The sequence below is a fragment of the Variovorax sp. KBW07 genome (genome assembly GCF_003852515.1).
GTDB lineage: Bacteria > Pseudomonadota > Gammaproteobacteria > Burkholderiales > Burkholderiaceae_C > Variovorax.
Window position 1 is genome coordinate 42,223 of sequence record NZ_QAJK01000143.1, and the last position, 14,647, is coordinate 56,869.

15 protein-coding genes are annotated in these 14,647 nt (G+C 68.4%); 2 read left to right on the forward strand and 13 right to left on the reverse strand.

Translation table 11 applies throughout. The features are described 5' to 3' along the window. Positions 1-8: 8 nt before the first annotated feature. The 5 genes from DBV14_RS26325 to tssA form a co-directional block, all read right to left on the reverse strand. Positions 9-968: a peptidoglycan-binding protein gene (locus DBV14_RS26325; RefSeq protein WP_124463691.1), complete on the reverse strand. Its 960-nt coding sequence runs from the start codon at positions 966-968 to the stop codon at positions 9-11. A 172-nt stretch (positions 969-1,140) separates the two neighbouring features. Further along, a complete protein-coding gene (locus tag DBV14_RS26330; protein WP_124463693.1) occupies positions 1,141-1,620 on the reverse strand; it encodes a type VI secretion system tube protein Hcp in 480 nt (159 codons plus the stop codon). Between the two features lie 167 nt (positions 1,621-1,787). Further along, complete coding sequence (gene tssC / locus DBV14_RS26335) at positions 1,788-3,284, reverse strand: type VI secretion system contractile sheath large subunit (protein ID WP_124463695.1); 1,497 nt, start codon at positions 3,282-3,284, stop codon at positions 1,788-1,790. A 39-nt stretch (positions 3,285-3,323) separates the two neighbouring features. Next, positions 3,324-3,839, reverse strand: a complete 516-nt coding sequence (tssB, locus tag DBV14_RS26340) for a type VI secretion system contractile sheath small subunit (RefSeq protein ID WP_124463697.1) — start codon at positions 3,837-3,839, stop codon at positions 3,324-3,326. Between the two features lie 51 nt (positions 3,840-3,890). Beyond that, positions 3,891-4,937, reverse strand: coding sequence for a type VI secretion system protein TssA (gene tssA, locus DBV14_RS26345; RefSeq protein ID WP_124463699.1), 1,047 nt, complete (start codon positions 4,935-4,937; stop codon positions 3,891-3,893). Between the two features lie 71 nt (positions 4,938-5,008). Between tssA and tssJ the strand changes: the two genes are divergently transcribed. Next, positions 5,009-5,521 carry a type VI secretion system lipoprotein TssJ gene (gene tssJ / locus DBV14_RS26350; RefSeq protein WP_124463701.1) on the forward strand — a complete coding sequence of 171 codons (513 nt, stop codon included), beginning with the start codon at positions 5,009-5,011 and terminating at the stop codon, positions 5,519-5,521. 29 nt (positions 5,522-5,550) lie between these two features. Here the strand turns inward: tssJ and DBV14_RS26355 are convergent, their stop codons facing one another. After that, entirely contained in the window at positions 5,551-6,762 is a 1,212-nt protein-coding gene (locus DBV14_RS26355; RefSeq protein ID WP_124463703.1) for a type VI secretion system protein, read from the reverse strand. Further along, positions 6,759-8,084, reverse strand: a complete 1,326-nt coding sequence (locus DBV14_RS26360) for a DotU family type IV/VI secretion system protein (RefSeq protein WP_124463705.1) — start codon at positions 8,082-8,084, stop codon at positions 6,759-6,761. Before DBV14_RS26360 ends, DBV14_RS26355 begins: the two co-directional genes overlap by 4 nt. Positions 8,085-8,323: 239 nt before the next feature. Here DBV14_RS26360 and DBV14_RS26365 point away from each other — a divergent pair, with 239 nt between their 5' ends. Next, on the forward strand, positions 8,324-9,004 hold the full coding sequence (locus DBV14_RS26365; RefSeq protein ID WP_124463707.1) for a response regulator transcription factor: 681 nt from the start codon (positions 8,324-8,326) through the stop codon (positions 9,002-9,004). Position 9,005: 1 nt separating this feature from the next. Here the strand turns inward: DBV14_RS26365 and DBV14_RS26370 are convergent, their stop codons facing one another. The 6 genes from DBV14_RS26370 to DBV14_RS26395 all read right to left on the reverse strand — a co-directional run bounded on the left by DBV14_RS26370 (position 9,006) and on the right by DBV14_RS26395 (position 14,441). Beyond that, the gene (locus DBV14_RS26370; protein WP_124463709.1) at positions 9,006-11,348 is read right to left on the reverse strand and encodes a TonB-dependent siderophore receptor; all 2,343 of its coding nucleotides are present in this window, start codon (positions 11,346-11,348) and stop codon (positions 9,006-9,008) included. Positions 11,349-11,452: 104 nt separating this feature from the next. Next, positions 11,453-12,481 (reverse strand): FecR family protein, encoded by a 1,029-nt coding sequence (locus DBV14_RS26375; RefSeq protein WP_124463711.1) that lies wholly within the window; start codon positions 12,479-12,481, stop codon positions 11,453-11,455. Then, positions 12,478-12,978, reverse strand: coding sequence for a sigma-70 family RNA polymerase sigma factor (locus tag DBV14_RS26380; RefSeq protein WP_124463723.1), 501 nt, complete (start codon positions 12,976-12,978; stop codon positions 12,478-12,480). Before DBV14_RS26380 ends, DBV14_RS26375 begins: the two co-directional genes overlap by 4 nt. Before the next feature lie 76 nt (positions 12,979-13,054). After that, complete coding sequence (locus DBV14_RS26385; protein ID WP_124463713.1) at positions 13,055-13,399, reverse strand: hypothetical protein; 345 nt, start codon at positions 13,397-13,399, stop codon at positions 13,055-13,057. A gap of 23 nt (positions 13,400-13,422) precedes the next feature. Then, complete coding sequence (locus DBV14_RS26390; protein WP_124463715.1) at positions 13,423-14,076, reverse strand: hypothetical protein; 654 nt, start codon at positions 14,074-14,076, stop codon at positions 13,423-13,425. Positions 14,077-14,168: 92 nt separating this feature from the next. After that, entirely contained in the window at positions 14,169-14,441 is a 273-nt protein-coding gene (locus DBV14_RS26395) for a hypothetical protein (protein ID WP_124463717.1), read from the reverse strand. Positions 14,442-14,647: the final 206 nt, after the last annotated feature.

Consider the following 14,647-nt stretch of genomic DNA (forward strand, 5'->3'; position numbering starts at 1 on the left):
CCCGGCGCCTAGAACGGACGCCCTTCGCCCAGTCCGAAACGCTGCGCGCGCGGCCGGTCTTCCCTGGCATCGATGTGGGCGGCGAAGGTCGCGAAGGCGCTCGGGTTGTGGCGCGCGTTGGTGGCGTTCTGCGTCTCGTAGGCCGTGGTGAATTCCGAGATGTGCGTGGTGGTGTCGTTGCCCGACAGGCTGTCGATGACGTGGGTGGCCTCGTGCATCATCATGGCCGCCAGCGAGTTGGGCCCGGTCTTGTCGATGTTGGTCACATCCACCGGGTCGAACTTGAAATCCGAGTAGGGCGGGCCGAAGGAAACCGGTCCCCCGAAAGGCGCCTCGGCGGCGACGTCTAAGCCCAGCGAGCAGACCGTGTGTCGGATCATGTGGCTGTTGGACAGCGTGCGCTGGATGCCGCGGAAGTTGGCGATCAGCGGGTCGATGGTCGACAGTGAAATGAAGGCCTCGCGGTCGAGCTTGGTGCCGCCGGGAGGAACCAGCTTGAAGTGGGTTTTCAGGGCCGTCATCGTGACGCCGTCGGCGGTCACGAAGTCGAACTTGCCGAAGCTCAGCATGGTCCGCACGTCGGCCAGTGCACCGAGCGCCGCGCCGATCTTGCGTTGCGCCAGCGGAAGAATCGTCGTGGCGATGAGGCCGCCCCAATGCGCGCCGGGCGGTGGCTTCCAGCCGCGCAACGACAGGTCGAGCGCGCCGATCACCTCGCGGCCGGCCGAGCCCGGATCGACGGTGAACCCGAAATGCTTTTCCGCCGCGACGACCGCGCTGGCGGTCTGCGGCCCGAACGCGCCATCGGCGCCGGCGGCCATGGGGAAGCCCGAACGGATGAGCGCCTCCTGGAGCAGCTTCACGGCGGCACGGTCGGGTTCGTGCTGGCGCATCGGCGTGTTGTTGTTGGCGGCGCGCTGGATGCGCGCATTCCCCGCCCAGTGCGGTGAGAGAAGAACGACTGTCATTTTTTGAACCTCCGCGATTCGGGGGGAGCGCCATCCACAGTGAAATGCGTGCAGGCGCAAGGTCCGGGGACCTCGCGTTCGCGCGGGGCGCGCGAACGTTTTTTCTTCAGCCGGGCCGGCCGCAAGGCGCGCCGCGCGCCGCGCGGCGGCCCCGGTCAGCCGGCCTTCGTGCTCAGAAGTCGCTCTTGGCGACGTCCCACTTGAATTCCGTTCCAGGCTTGACGGCGCCGGTCTTGTTGTCCTGGATCTTGTATTCGATCTTGAACTTCTTGAAGGCGATGGAGGTGGTGCTCGAGGTCTGGCCGCCCCCCGCGCCGCCGGTGTGGACGCCGGTCACGAAGGCGTCGTTCAGCGTGATGATCAGGTAGTCCTCCTGGCCGCCGGCCGACTTGCGTGCCGACAGCTTCACTTCTTCGAGATGCTCGCCCTTCGCGCACATCTTGATCAGGTTGGACGTGGCCTTGCTCATGGGCGCGCTGAAGGAGATGTCGGTGGGCGCGGCCTTGCCCAGGCCGGAGCCGCCGCCGACGCTGGCGCTGGAGGCATTGGCGACGCCCCACGACCAGGACTCGATCTCGATCTCGTCCTTGTGGCCGTTCTTGTCGGATTCGCCTTCGGCGCCCTTGATCTTGACGAAATAGTCGGAACTCATTTGAATGCTCCTTGGAAAAGCCCGCCATGCGGGCACGTGGTTGAAAAGTCAAAGCACCGGCTCCGTGCCGGCGTCTTGCGGACATGGCGTTCGGAGGTATTGAAAGAACGAACGAGCCCTCGGTCTTTCAAAGGGAACATCGCGAAATTTCGGACTCCCTCTGCCTGTTACGCGGCGGCCTTGCCGGAGGGCAGCTTGGAGACCAGCCGCAACGACACCGTGAGGCCTTCGAGCTGGTAGTGCGGGCGCAGGAAGAACTTCGAGGTGTAGTAGCCCGGATTGCCCTCGACCTCTTCGACCACGACTTCCGCGGCGGCCAGCGGCTTGCGCGCCTTGGTTTCCTCGGACGAGTTGGCCGGGTCGCCGTCGACGTAGTTCATGATCCATTTGTTGAGCCAGCGCTGCATGTCCTCGCGCTCCTTGAAGCTGCCGACCTTGTCGCGCACGATGCACTTGAGGTAGTGCGCAAAGCGGTTGCAGGCAAAGAGATACGGCAGGCGCGCGGCCAGGTTCGCATTGGCCGTGGCGTCGGGGTCGTCGTACTCGGCGGGCTTGTTGAGCGACTGCGCGCCGATGAAGGCCGCGAAGTCGGAGTTCTTGCGGTGAATGAGCGAGAGCAGGCCGGCCTTGGACAGCTCGGCTTCGCGCCGGTCGCTGATGGCGATCTCGGTGGGGCACTTCTGGTCCACGCCGCCGTCGTCGCTGGGGAAGGTGTGCAGCGGCAGGTTTTCCACCGCGCCGCCTGACTCGATGCCGCGAATGCGCGAGCCCCAGCCGTACAGCTTGTACGAGCGGTTGATGTTGGTGGCCATGGCGTAGGCCGCATTGGCCCAGGCGTACTTGCCGTGGTCGGCGCCTGCGGTGTCTTCCTCGAAGTCGAACTCTTCCACCGGGTTGGTGTTGGCGCCGTAGGGCGTGCGCGCCAGAAAGCGCGGCATGCACAGGCCCAGGTACTTGGAGTCGTCCGATTCGCGCAGCGAGCGCCAGCCGGCGTACTCGGGCGTGAGGAAGATCTTGGTCAGGTCGCGCGGGTTGGCCAGCTCCTGCCACGACTCCATCTGCATCAGGTTGGGGCTGGCGCCGGTGATGAAGGGGGCGTGCGCCGAGGCCGCGATCTTGGCCATTTCGCCGAGCAGCTCGACGTCGGGCGGGCTCTGGTCGAAGTGGTAGTCGCCCACCAGCGCGCCGAAGGGTTCGCCGCCGAACTGGCCGTACTCCTGCTCGTAGATCTTCTTGAAGATCGGGCTCTGGTCCCAGGCCGCGCCCTTGAACTTCTTCAGGTTCTTGGCCAGCTCCGCCTTGGAGATGTCCATGACCCGGATCTTCAGGTGCTCGTCGGTCTCGGTGTTGTTCACCATGTAGTGCAGGCCGCGCCACGCACTCTCGAGCTTCTGGTAGTCGGGGTGGTGGATGATCTTGTTCACCTGGTCGGTGAGCTTGGCGTCGATGGCGGCGATCATGGCCTGGATCGACTTGGTGACGTCCTTGCCGATGACGGTGCTGTTGCTCAGCGCCTGCTGCGCGAGCGTGAGCACGGCGGCTTCGACGGCGCTCTTGGCTTCGTCGCTGCGCGGCTTGAATTCCTTTTGCAGGAGCGAAGAAAAATCGCTGCCCGCGTAGGCTACGTCTTTCAGTGCGCTCTGCTGTTCGAGTGCGTCGGCCATGGTGAATTACTCCTCGTTGTCTGGGGTGTTCAGGCGTGTTCAGGCGGCCGGCGTGGCGCCGTCGTCGGGCTTCTTGCTGGCGGCCAGCGTCTGCAGCAGGGCCGGGTCTTCGAGCACCTTGGCCAGCAGGTCTTCGGCGCCGCCCTTGCCGTCCATGTAGGTCACCAGGTTCGACAGCTGGGTGCGAGCCTCGAGCAGCTTGTTGAGCGCGCCGACCTTGCGGGCCACGGCGGCGGGAGAAAAGTCTTCCATGTTCTCGAAGGTGAGCTCCACCTTCAGGTCGCCCTCGCCGGTGAGCGAGTTCTCTACCGCGAAAGCGGCGCGCGGCTTCATGGCCTTCATGCGCGAATCGAAGTTGTCGACGTCGATCTCCAGGAACTTGCGGTCGCCCACCGCGGCGAGCGGGTCGGCCGGCTTGCCCGACAGGTCGGCCAGCACGCCCATCACGAAGGGCAGCTGCACCTTCTTCTCGGCGCCGTACAGCTCCACGTCGTATTCGATCTGGACCCGGGGCGCCCGGTTGCGGGCGATGAATTTCTGACTGCTCTTGGCCATGGAGATGCTCCTTGCGGGTGTGAATGGGGTGCGGGGCGGATGCTTGCCGGGTTACTCGGAGGGGCGCCTGCCCGTCACGGTTTCGATGGTGTCCATCGCGTTGGGCGCGAGGTTGGCCATGATTTCGAGGAAGCTCACGCCGATGAGCTTCTTGGCGCGTTCGATCAGCAGCGGCGCGGGGTTGCCGGGCTCGGCCTGCTCCAGGTAGCGGATGACGCGGTCGAGCATCTGCACGGCGTCCTGCCGGTTCTGGATCTCGCCGCGCAGGCCGCCGCCGGAGCGGGCCGCGCCGTTGCCGCCTGCCTGCGCATCGCCGTCCGCGGCATCGCCCGCCGCGTCGGTTGCGGTGTCGTTCGCCGTGCCGCTGGCGGCCGCGCAGGCCTTCTGCAGCACGCGGGCAATGGCGCGCAGCGGGTCGAGGTCGAGCGCTCCGGTGCGGCCGGTGCGCTCGGCAATGAGCTTCTGCAGCCGGTCGACCTGGGCGAAAAGGCCGATGGCGGCTTGTATCGCTTCGGGGCGATCGGCCTGGATGGCTTCGAGGCCGCCCTGCAGCTGCGCCATCGAGTAGGCGGCTTCGCCACCGACGGCCGTGAGTGCGTTGTGCGCAATGGCGATGTCGCGCACCCGGATCGGGCCGACGCCGCGCGCCATGCCGACCTGTGCGTCGTAGAGATCGCGCAGGCCCATGTTCTCGTCGGTCAGCGGCGCGAGTGCGTTCAGGCGCATCGTCGGGTCGTTGTCGTCGTCGGCATCCAGCTTTGGATGTATGCCGTCCCAGAAGGTGTCGAGCAGTCCGTTGAGCAACTGGAGGCCGGCGGCGAAACCGGTCACGCCCTGCAAGCGCGTGGAAGCGCGCAGCAGCAGCATGGCGGCGCGCACGTCTTTGCTGCGGCGAAGAATCGCATCGGCCTGTTCGGCCACTTCGCGCCATTCGGGTTCGACCGCGGCGATGACGGTGTCGCCGAACTGCTGCTCGGGCTTGCCCTGCGCGGCGGTGACGAGCGCGGTGAAGTCCGCGTCGTACTCCAGGTCGTCGCCGCATGGCGAGGCCTCGCCGATGGGCGAGAGCAGTGCATCGACAAGTTCGTGAGTCAGCATGTTGCCTGTTGGAGTTCGCTGGTGATAATCAAAGATGCGTCAGGACCGGTCAATGCAACGAAGGGAATAGCATGCGCACGCTCGGTACACACCATTCGTCCTATGAGGGCCTTTTTGCTTTCGCATCGCGGCGCCGTATCGCGGCCTTTGGCCTTGCTGCAGCGGGTCTCTTGATCGCGGGCTGCGCGAGCAAGCCGGTGGTGACGCCGGTGTCGATCACGCTCGCGGCCGGTGCCGACGCCAACCCCGATGCGCGCGGACGCGCCTCTCCGCTCACGGTGCGCGTGTATGCGCTCAAGTCGCCGGGGCCGTTCGAGGGCGCCGATTTCTTCTCGCTGTTCGAGAAAGACCAGGCCACGCTCGGCGCCGAGCTGGTGCAGCGCGAAGAAGTGCTGCTGCGGCCCGGCGAAACCAGGAAGCTCGACCTCACGCTGCCGGCGGATGCGAAGGCCATCGCGGTGATGGCCGCATTTCGCGACCTCGACCGTGCGCGCTGGCGCGAAGTGCGCGCGGTGACGCCGGGGCAGGCGCAGACGCTCAACGTGACGTTCGGCGCCCGCCAGATTCGCATCGACGCGAAGTAAGCGAAGCAGACGCACAGGCAGGGCCGCGTTCACAGCGCGCCCATCGAGGTGTTGCTCGGCGATGCCGACGGCCGTCCCGGCCGTACCAGCGGTTGGTCCGCGGGCAGGAAGCGCGCGAACAGGTCGCCGACGAAGGCACTGCCCGCTGCCTGCGAGGCCGCGGCGGTGAAGTAGAGGCCGCGCCAGCGCGGCGCGCGCGAGCCCTTGCCGTGGTTCTCGAACAGCACCTGCGCGAACACGCGCAAGCCCGGTTGCAGCGCGCGCATCGTTTCCACGAATTCATGAACCGCAAGGCGGCCCGCGGGCCCCACCTGTTCGCGCAGCAGTGCCATGCGCAGGCTGTGCAGGCGCTGCGCGATGGGGTCGAACACGGCATCGAGCCGCTCGCCGGCCGGCGTGGCGATGAAGGGCGATGGATCGGTCAGGCGGTGGCCCAGTACCTGCGCCAGCACTTCGGGCGCCAGCGCGCCGCGCAGCGTCGGGTAGCCCGGAAGCTGCTCGAGCCCGGTCACGACGAGGTAGGTGGGCAACTGCAGCCGCAAGGTGTCGCTGGCCTCGTCGAGCACGCGGCGCATCCGGGCGGCCAGGGGCTGCAGTTCGGTGGTGGTGTCCGCTTGCAGCAGGTCGGTGGCGGCAACGCAGGCGACGAGGCCGTTGAGCGGCAGGCGCTCGCGCCGCTGCGCCAGCACAAGAAGCGAGCGCAGCCACAGTGCGCGCAATGGCGGCGTGCCGGCGGCGTCGCCGACCGCATCGGGGTGCACTTCGATGGCCACTGCCGCGCCGGTGAGCCACCAGTGCCACCAGGTGGCGCCGGAAGCTTCGCTGCCCGACGCGGGCATGGCGGTGGGTGCGCGTTCGCCCTGCGCCGCCGCGAGCAGGCCGGGCAGGTTGGCGGCGGTGTCGCCGAAGAAAAGAAACCACGGCACGGGCGCGGCCGCGGCCGTGTGGGGCCGTGGCACGCGGCGCAGGGCCTGCAGCGCCTGCGACATGCCTTCTTCGAGCGCTTCGGAGGCTGCCTCGCCGTCTTTGTCGCGTTGTTCGCTCTCGCCGGCCTTGCCGATCTCGCCGACTTCATTGGACTTGCTGGCAGGCGCGCCAAGCGCTTCGATGCGCTGGCGCAGCGCGCGGCGGCTCGCGCCACGGCCGGCGTTGCGCACCCCCACGTACAGCAGCGCAAAGCCGGCCGCGCACAGCGCCAGCAGGAGCCAGAAGCGAGGGTGGAGCGAGAGCAGGGCGTTCATCGCGAGATGGTTTCGAGGAACACGAAATCGGCGATGAGCCGTTCGCTGTTCTTGCTGGCGGCGAGCGCCTCGCGCAGCCGCAGCAGGTAGGCGGAGGCCAGTTCGTAGGGCGGCCGGTCGGCGGTTTCGCCGAGCGGCGTCGGCGCCGAGAGCACGGTGACCAGCACGCTGCCGAAGGGCGGGCTCACGAGCCAGCTGGAGGGAATGTCGCGGCCCAGTTCCATCGTTTCGCCGGCATGCAGTGGCGTGGGCACCTGGCCGGCGTTCAGGTGCATGACCGAGCCGTCGGCGGTGTAGTAGTCGACCCAGATGTAGCTGTCGTGGCGCGGCGCCACCACCTGCACGCGCACGTTGTCGCCTTCGCGCAGCTTGCCGTCGCGGGCCGAGGGCGCCGTCACGTCGAGCCCGTAGGCCTTCTCGGTGTTGCGGGCCTGGTAGGGCTTGAGGAGGGCGAACACCTCGCAGTGCGGCCACACGCGCAGGCCGATGTCGAAGCGCGGCGCCTTGACGCCGGGCAGGGTGCTCACTTCGCGCTCGACCCTGGGCAGGTCGTCGGGCAGCGAGACGAAACCGGTCACGTGCGTGTGCCCTTCCTTGTCGAGCGAGGCCGTGAGGTCGGCGCAGGCAAAGCTCTGCAGATGCTGCTCGATGCGCTGCGTGAGTGCGGTGTCGGCGGCCGGCGGTCCGGCGGACCCGATCCACAGCAGGTACAGCAGCGGCAGCAGCAGAGCGAGCGCCCCGCCGGCGCGCAGCAGCGCCCGTTCGCGCCTGCGTGCGCTGCCGGCGCCGCGCGGATCGGGCACGCCATAGGGCTGCGGCGTGATGTGGTCCTGCGCCAGGCTGCCGGTGGTCAGCGGCGGCAGTTGCAGTTGGCGGCCATGCAGGTCTTTCAGCTTGCCGAGCTCGCCCTGGTCGCCGTCCTCGAAGTAGTACTGGCCCTTGAAGCCGAGCACCATGGCGTGCCAGTAGACCTCGCGCACGGCGTCGTCCTGCGCGGTCAGTGCCGACAGGTGATGGAAGAACTCGCTGTGCGCGTTGCTGGAGTTGAAGAGCTGCGCCTGCAGCGGCGGCGCGCCGCCGGCCGCGCCCGGATGGCGCGCAAGAATCTCGTCGATCCACGCGACCATGGCAAAGGCTGCCGATTCGACCTGCGGCGCTGGCGTGCCCGCGGCGTCGGCGTGGTGGCGTGCCGCATCGAGCAGCCGCAGGGCCTGCTGCTGCGCCGCGTCGTGCGAAAGGGTGGGGCGGCCGTCGGCTGTCGCTGCGTCGAGGGCGAGTCCGAATGCGATGAACGCCGAGAAGCCGTCGAACAGGCGGGCCATGGGGTGCCCGCTCAGTCGTGCATTGCGAAGGATGCCTTGTACCGGCGTCTGCAGCGATGGCACATGCCCATGTCCCCGGTTCCTTCGAGTGGGCGTTCATTGTTTCAAAGGGGGCGCGGCCGGCCCATACCGCTTGGGGTCTATGCCGTTGGTGGGGCCGGTGGCCTTGCTGCGCGGGGCAATCGCCGGTATCTTCAGCATCCGCCAGTTCAACGCATGCTGGGACACGGGAAAAAGCCATGAAAATCCTGATCGCCGACGACCACCGGCTCGTCATCGAGGCGGTCAAAGCCAAGTTGTCGGAGCTGGAACCCGGTATCGAATTCGTCCTTGCGATGAGCGTCGACGAATTGCTTGCCGGGGCCACCGACGACCTCGACCTGGCCCTGATCGACCTCAACATGCCCGGCGCCGACGGCCAGGCCCACATCGACCAGATCCGCAAGCGCCATCCGGCGGTGCCGGTGATAGTGCTGTCGGGCTACGAAGACCCGGCCATCATGCGCAGCGCGCTCGAGCGCGGCGTGCTCGGATTCATTCCCAAGGCCTACTCGCCCGAGGTCATGCTGTCGGCCGTGCGGCTGGTGCTGGCCGGTGGCGTGTACGTGCCGCCGATGATGCTCACGGCACTGCCGCCCGGCATCGTCGCGGGCGTGGCGCCGCAGTCGAATGGCGAGTCGCCGGCGCGCGGCGGCAACCAGACGCTGGAGCACCTGCGCAGCGTGCTGACCGAGCGGCAGGTCGAGGTGCTGCAGCTGCTGTCGCAGGGCAAGCCCAACAAGCTGATCGGGCGCAGCCTGGGCATCAGCGAGGGCACGGTGAAAATCCACCTGGCCGCGATCTTTCGCGCGCTGAACGTGCGCAACCGCACCGAGGCGGTGGTGGCGGCGCAGGCGCTCACCGAAGCGCAGCAGGCCTGAGCTACCAGCGCACGGTGGCCTTCGCCTGCAGCGTGCGCCGCTGGCCGAAGAACTGGCCGTAGCCCGCGACATAGGTCTTGTCGAACAGGTTGGTCGCGTTCACCGAGAACGCGTAGGGCCCTCGTTCGTAGCGAACGGCTGCATCGAACAGCGTGTAGGCCGGGTTGTACAGGCTGTTGTCCACGCGGGCCGGCACCTTGCCGACGTGGCGCACGCCGCCGCCGATGCTCCAGCCACGCAGCTCCGGGCTGCCGAAGCGGTAGTCGAGCCACATCGACGCCGTGTTGCGCGCGGTCTGCATGGGTTGCTTGCCTATTTCGGCGGGGTTGAAGCTGCGGGTGACCTTGGCATCGAGAAAGGTGTAGCTGGCCACCAGCTTGAGCTGCTTCGTGAGCGCGGCCCTGGCTTCGAGCTCCGGCCCGCGCGTGCGCACTTCGCTGGTCTGCGTCGGCAGGCCGAACTGATAAGGGTTGAAGGTGAGGGCGTTGGACTTGCGCAGGTCGAAGGTCGAGAGCGTGAACAGCGCGTCCATGCCGGGGGGACGGTACTTCAGCCCCATTTCGAACTGGCGGCCGAGTTCGGGCTTGAAGGGCGAACCGTCCGCCAGGGCGCCGGGCAGCGGCGTGAAAGAGGTGGAGTAGCTGGCATAGGGTGCCAGGCCGCTGGGCGACAGGTACAGCAGGCCCGCGTTGTAGGTGGTCTTGGTATCGGGAGTGGCCCGCCCCGGCAGGAACGCGTTGTAGAGGTTCCTGGACCTGTCTTGCCGCACGGCCAGCCCCAGCGACCACGGGCCCGCGCGCATCTGGTCCTGCGCGTAGATGCCGCGCTGCGTGACGCCGTCGGTCGTGACGATGGTTGCGAACTGCGGCGTGAACGACGGCACGGTCACGGGCGCGCCGTACACCGGCGCAAAGGCATCGATGGGCTGCGCGGGAGCCCCGGCGCTTTTCTTGTCGCTCACGTAGCGCTGGTAGTCCAGGCCCAGCAGCAGCGTGTGCGCGATGGGGCCGGTGGTGAAGCGTCCCTCGACCTGCGTGTCGAGCGTGGCGGCGCGGCTCCTGTCGAGCAGGCGCATCACGGCGCGGTCGAGCGTGCGCATGTCGCTCCGGAAGGCCGCGCCGTAGACCTGCTGGTAGTCGATGTCCAGCGTGGCGTAGCGCGCGTTCTGGCGCAAGGTCCAGTTGTCGTCCAGGCGGTGTTCCAGCAGGTAGGTCAGCGACGCCGCGTTGCGGTTGTAGTGGTCGATGCCCGGCTCCCCGATGAAGCGGTCGCTGGGAATTCGGCCGTTGGGGTTCCGCATGACGAGTGCGCCTTCGGGCCATGCGCTTTGCGGCGTCATGCGGTCGCGCGTGACCTCGGCCAGCAGCGTGACCTTGGTGCGCGCCGAGGGCCGCCATGTCAGGGCCGGCGCGATGAAGCTGCGGTCGTCGCGCGAAAAGTCGGTCTGGCCATCGCTGTTGCGCAGCAGGCCGTTGAGCCGGAACATGAGGCTGCCGTCGGCATTCAACGCGCCGCCCAGGTCGAAGCTGGCCTGGTAGCGGTTGTTGTTGCCCACGGACAGGCCCACCTCGCGCACTGCTTCGGCCGTTGGGCGCTTGGACACCATGTTGATCACGCCGCCCGGTGCCGACGGGTCGTAGACGGCACCCGGCCCCTTCAGCAGTTCGACGCGCTCCAGGCCCTGCGGCTCCACGCTCCAGCCCGAGTAGCTGCTCGAGGTGTAGAGCTTGAAGCCATCGAGAAACTCGGCCGGCGCGAAGCCGCGCACCGTGAGCGACGAAAGGCGCGGGTCGTAGCCCTTGACTTCGGTCAGCACGCCGGCCGTGTAGCGCAGCGACTGCTCGACGGTGTGCACGGCCTGGTCGTCCATCTGCTCGCGCGTCACGACGGTGACGGCGCGCGGCGTTTCGATCAGCGGCGTGTCGGTGCGGGTGGCGGTGGCGCTGCGCTGCGCGACGTAGCCATGCACCGGGCCGTCGGCGTGCTCGGCCTCGGCGGTGACGGTGAGCGTGGGCAATGCGCTGCCGCCGGCAGCGGTGGTGGCCGTTTCCGCGCCCGTGGCCGTGGCCGGCTGTACCGAATAGGCACCGCTGTCGCCGCGCACCGCGGCCAGCCGGTGCGCCGAGAGCAGGGCGGCCAAGCCTTCGGCCACCGGGCGGCTGCCCGAGAGCGCATCGGCCTGCTTGCCGCGCACCAGGGCCGGATCGAAAGACAGCGTGATGCCGGCCTGCCGCGCGAACCGGTTGAGCGCGTCTTCGAGCGGGCCCGCGGGCACGTCGAAGGAAGTGGCGCGCGTGTCACCCGCGGCCACACCTGCCTGTGCCCACGCAAATGTGACGGGCACGGCCGATCCCACCGCGGTGCCGAACAACAGCACCGAGTGAAGCAGGGTGGGCCTTGCCGCAAGGGACCGCCAGAACCCGTGAGGGCGGCCCTTGAAAAACAGTCTCAACGTTTCGAAACAGTCAACGTGTCCCCCGTGCCTTGTTCCAGCCGTACCGGCAGTGTGCGTACCAACGCTTCGAGCGCACGGCCGACAGGGTCGGGGCCGTTGAGCTGGAAGACGCCCGAAACCCGCAGCGAGGCCACGTCCGGGTGGCAGCGCAGCGGTGTGCCGCGGTAGCGCGCCAGCTCGGCCACGAAGGCATCGAGGCGCATCTGCTTGGCCACCAGCGCGCCGTCGGTCCAGGCATCGGACTCGAAGCTGCGGTCGACGATGCGCTGCGGCGCCTCGGCGGTGTCGGCGCGGATGATGTAGCCGTCGCCGGCCTGCGCGATCACCGGCGCCGCGTTGCCCGCGGCGTGAATGGCGACGCGGCCCTCGGTCATCGACAGCCGTGTTTCGTCGTCCGCCTGCCGCACGCCGAAACGCGTGCCCAGCGCTTCGAAACGCGCGTGCGGCGCCTCGACCCAGAAGGGGCGGTGGCCCAGCATCGCACCGCTGTCGGCACCGGTGCGCACGAACAATTCGCCGCGGCGCAGCACGATCAGGCGGCGGCGTGGCGAGAGCACCACCTGCACTTCGGAGCCGGTGTTGAGGTTCAGCTCGGTGCCGTCGGACAGCATCACGCGCTTGCGTTCGCCGATGGCGGTGGCGTAGTCGGTGCGCTGCACCCAGGGCGTTTCGCGCCACATGAAAAGGCCGAGCATGCCGCCCGTGGCCACGACGCCCGCAACACCCAGTGCGCCCAATGCGCGGCGCCGGCTTTGCTGTGCGCGCATGCGGCTGGCGGCCTGCAGCGCGCCATGGGCCAGCGCGCCGTTCAGCGGGGGCACCTGGCGAAAGGCGTCTTCCACCGCCTGCACCTGCTGCCAGGCTTGCTCGTGGGCAGGGTGCGCGGCGCGCCAGGCGTTGCAGGCTTCGTGCGCGCGGTCGTCGGCGGCGCCCGAGCCGAGCCGCACGGCCCAGGCGATGGCCTGGTCGAGCAGGTCGCGCGGGGTTTCAGCGCCGGGCGTGGAAGGGTTGGCGGTGTTCATCGCAGCGCGAGGCAATGGCGGATGGCGCCTGCCATGTATTTTTCGACCGAGCTCAGGCTCACGCCCAGGCGCTGCGCGATGTCCGGATAGCTCAGACCGTCGAGCCGCGACAGCAGGAAGGCGCTGCGTGCCTTGGGCGCCAGCCCGTCGAGCATGGTGTCGATGCGCACCAGTGCCTCGACCAGCAGCAACTGCGTTTCGGGCGAAGGCGCCTGCGGCTCGGGCAGGCCGGCGATGGCTTCGAGGCAGGCGCGCTCCAGCGTGCGGCGCCGGACGTGGTCGACCACCAGGCCATGCGCGATGGTGGTGAGCCAGGCCCGCGGCTCGCGCGCTTCGGTGGCTTCGCGCGGGCGGCCCAGCACGCGCAGGAAAGTGTCTTGTGCGAGGTCGGCCGCATCGCCGGCGTTGCCGAGCTTGCGGCGCAGCCAGCCCACCAGCCAGCCATGGTGGTCGCCGTAGAGGGTTTCCACGTTGCGTTCGGGAGGGCGGTCCGGCATGAAGGAAGGGTGCGGCAGGTCGTTGGGAAACGCAGCGAGTGTCGCGAGCATGGGGGATCTCACTGGGTTGAGATATTTAAACAGCGAATGCATCCGGTTTGGCGGATGTGGGCATCTTCGAAACCATGCGCAAGACCTTCGGCTTGGCGCAGCGCAGGCCTTGGCGGGGGACGCCGTCGCCTTCGCCCTTGCGCGGACCGGTCTGCATGATCGGCGCCAGCGTCGACTGGTTGGCGCCGGCGTGCGGCATGGCGCGGCTCGCGAAGATCGGGGGGCGCTTTTCAGGCTCGCAGGTGCCGAGGTTCAGCGAGACGGCCAGGCCGATGGCCGCGCAGCCGATGCAGCACCCGTCCCGCAGGCGAGCCAGCGCGGGCGAAAGCGTGCGGGGCGACGGGGTGTGGGTGTTGAAGCGCAGCGTCATGGCCATGCGGTGCATCGTCGGCATCAGTCGAAGGCCAACGCGTGCATCTCGTCGCGCCGGCCGTGCAGCGGAAACCGCACCGTGAGGCAGCCGTCGCCCAGCGGCGAGGGCGCGGCGTAGATGCGCGCGCCGTGCCGGGCCGCGATGGTCTGGCAGGCCAGCACGCGCTCGGCGGTGGTGCTGTCGGCCGTGGCGAATGCGTGCGAAAGGCGCGGCGCGCCCACGCTGCCGTCGCGCCAGTTGAGCACCGCGTGTTGCCCTTCGGCGCGGGCCAGCACGTGCAGCGTGGTGTCTTGCCGGAGCGCGCCAGCCGCCACGTCGAGGATGTGCGCGATGAGCTGCGACAGCTCGCCCGGCACGGCGGTGATGGTCAGCGCATCGTCGGGCAGGAACAGGTCGAGGTGAATCCCCCGTTGCGCCAGCATCGGCCCGTGGGCCTGCGACATGGCGCGCAGCGGCTGCCGCAGGTCGACGCGCTCGCGGGCGGCATCGGGTGTCGGCCGGGGAGCGCTGGGGTCCGGCGTGTTCGTCGTCGTTGTCCGCGCACGGGAATGCGCGCCGGTGCGCAGGCCGAATGCCTTGCCCGTCAGCCAGGCGGCGCCGAGCGCCAGGAGGGATGGCGTGGCGAGGCCGGTGGCGGCGCTGGTGGTGGTGATCGGGGCAATTTGGTGAGGCATGGCGAGGCGGTTCCTCTTGGGGTTTCCGGTGAATGCATCCGTATGCCGAACGGGAGCGCCAAAACCCGTAATGGCGGCGCGAAAAAATCGCTTCAGGGGGCTGCGTCCTGCTTCTTCTTGTTCGTATTTCCGGTGCCCAGGTCTTTCTTCGGCTCGGCAAAGAGCGCCACCAGCATCACGACGTGCAGCAGGAGCACCACCGCCGCGGAGCCGAGCATCAGCCAGCGCTCCGACGTATCCGTCGCCCAGGCGCCGAAGTTGTCGCGCCCGAAGAAGTACCAACCCACGAGACCCACGATGGGCATGGCGAGGGTGAGGGCGATCCAGAAGACCTGGGGGAGCGCGGACAGGGAGATGCCGCGCACGGGGCGTGTGCTCGGCGGCGCGATGCGGACATGTGGAGGGATTTCTGGGCACATGGCGGATGAGGTCCTCTGTCGGGTTCAGGCGAATTCATCCTGTTGCCGAACGGGGCTGTCGAAACCCGTAATGCCGTGGCCGAAAAAGCCGTTCGTTGCGGTGTTCGGTCGGTGGTGATTGGGCTGCTGTCTTGGTTCATTCAGGGCGACGC

What these genes read in the sequence shown, in the direction of transcription:
- tssA (WP_124463699.1), bottom strand. Translation starts at nt 4,937, where the DNA reads ATGCTGACTCACGAACTTGTCGATGCACTGCTCTCGCCCATCGGCGAG.
- DBV14_RS26360 (WP_124463705.1), bottom strand. Translation starts at nt 8,084, where the DNA reads ATGGCCCGCCTGTTCGACGGCTTCTCGGCGTTCATCGCATTCGGACTC.
- DBV14_RS26330 (WP_124463693.1), bottom strand. Translation starts at nt 1,620, where the DNA reads ATGAGTTCCGACTATTTCGTCAAGATCAAGGGCGCCGAAGGCGAATCC.
- DBV14_RS26355 (WP_124463703.1), bottom strand. Translation starts at nt 6,762, where the DNA reads ATGAACGCCCTGCTCTCGCTCCACCCTCGCTTCTGGCTCCTGCTGGCG.
- DBV14_RS26380 (WP_124463723.1), bottom strand. Translation starts at nt 12,978, where the DNA reads ATGCCGGACCGCCCTCCCGAACGCAACGTGGAAACCCTCTACGGCGAC.
- DBV14_RS26390 (WP_124463715.1), bottom strand. Translation starts at nt 14,076, where the DNA reads ATGCCTCACCAAATTGCCCCGATCACCACCACCAGCGCCGCCACCGGC.
- tssJ (WP_124463701.1), top strand. Translation starts at nt 5,009, where the DNA reads ATGCGCACGCTCGGTACACACCATTCGTCCTATGAGGGCCTTTTTGCT.
- tssC (WP_124463695.1), bottom strand. Translation starts at nt 3,284, where the DNA reads ATGGCCGACGCACTCGAACAGCAGAGCGCACTGAAAGACGTAGCCTAC.
- DBV14_RS26325 (WP_124463691.1), bottom strand. Translation starts at nt 968, where the DNA reads ATGACAGTCGTTCTTCTCTCACCGCACTGGGCGGGGAATGCGCGCATC.
- DBV14_RS26365 (WP_124463707.1), top strand. Translation starts at nt 8,324, where the DNA reads ATGAAAATCCTGATCGCCGACGACCACCGGCTCGTCATCGAGGCGGTC.
- DBV14_RS26385 (WP_124463713.1), bottom strand. Translation starts at nt 13,399, where the DNA reads ATGACGCTGCGCTTCAACACCCACACCCCGTCGCCCCGCACGCTTTCG.
- DBV14_RS26375 (WP_124463711.1), bottom strand. Translation starts at nt 12,481, where the DNA reads ATGAACACCGCCAACCCTTCCACGCCCGGCGCTGAAACCCCGCGCGAC.
- tssB (WP_124463697.1), bottom strand. Translation starts at nt 3,839, where the DNA reads ATGGCCAAGAGCAGTCAGAAATTCATCGCCCGCAACCGGGCGCCCCGG.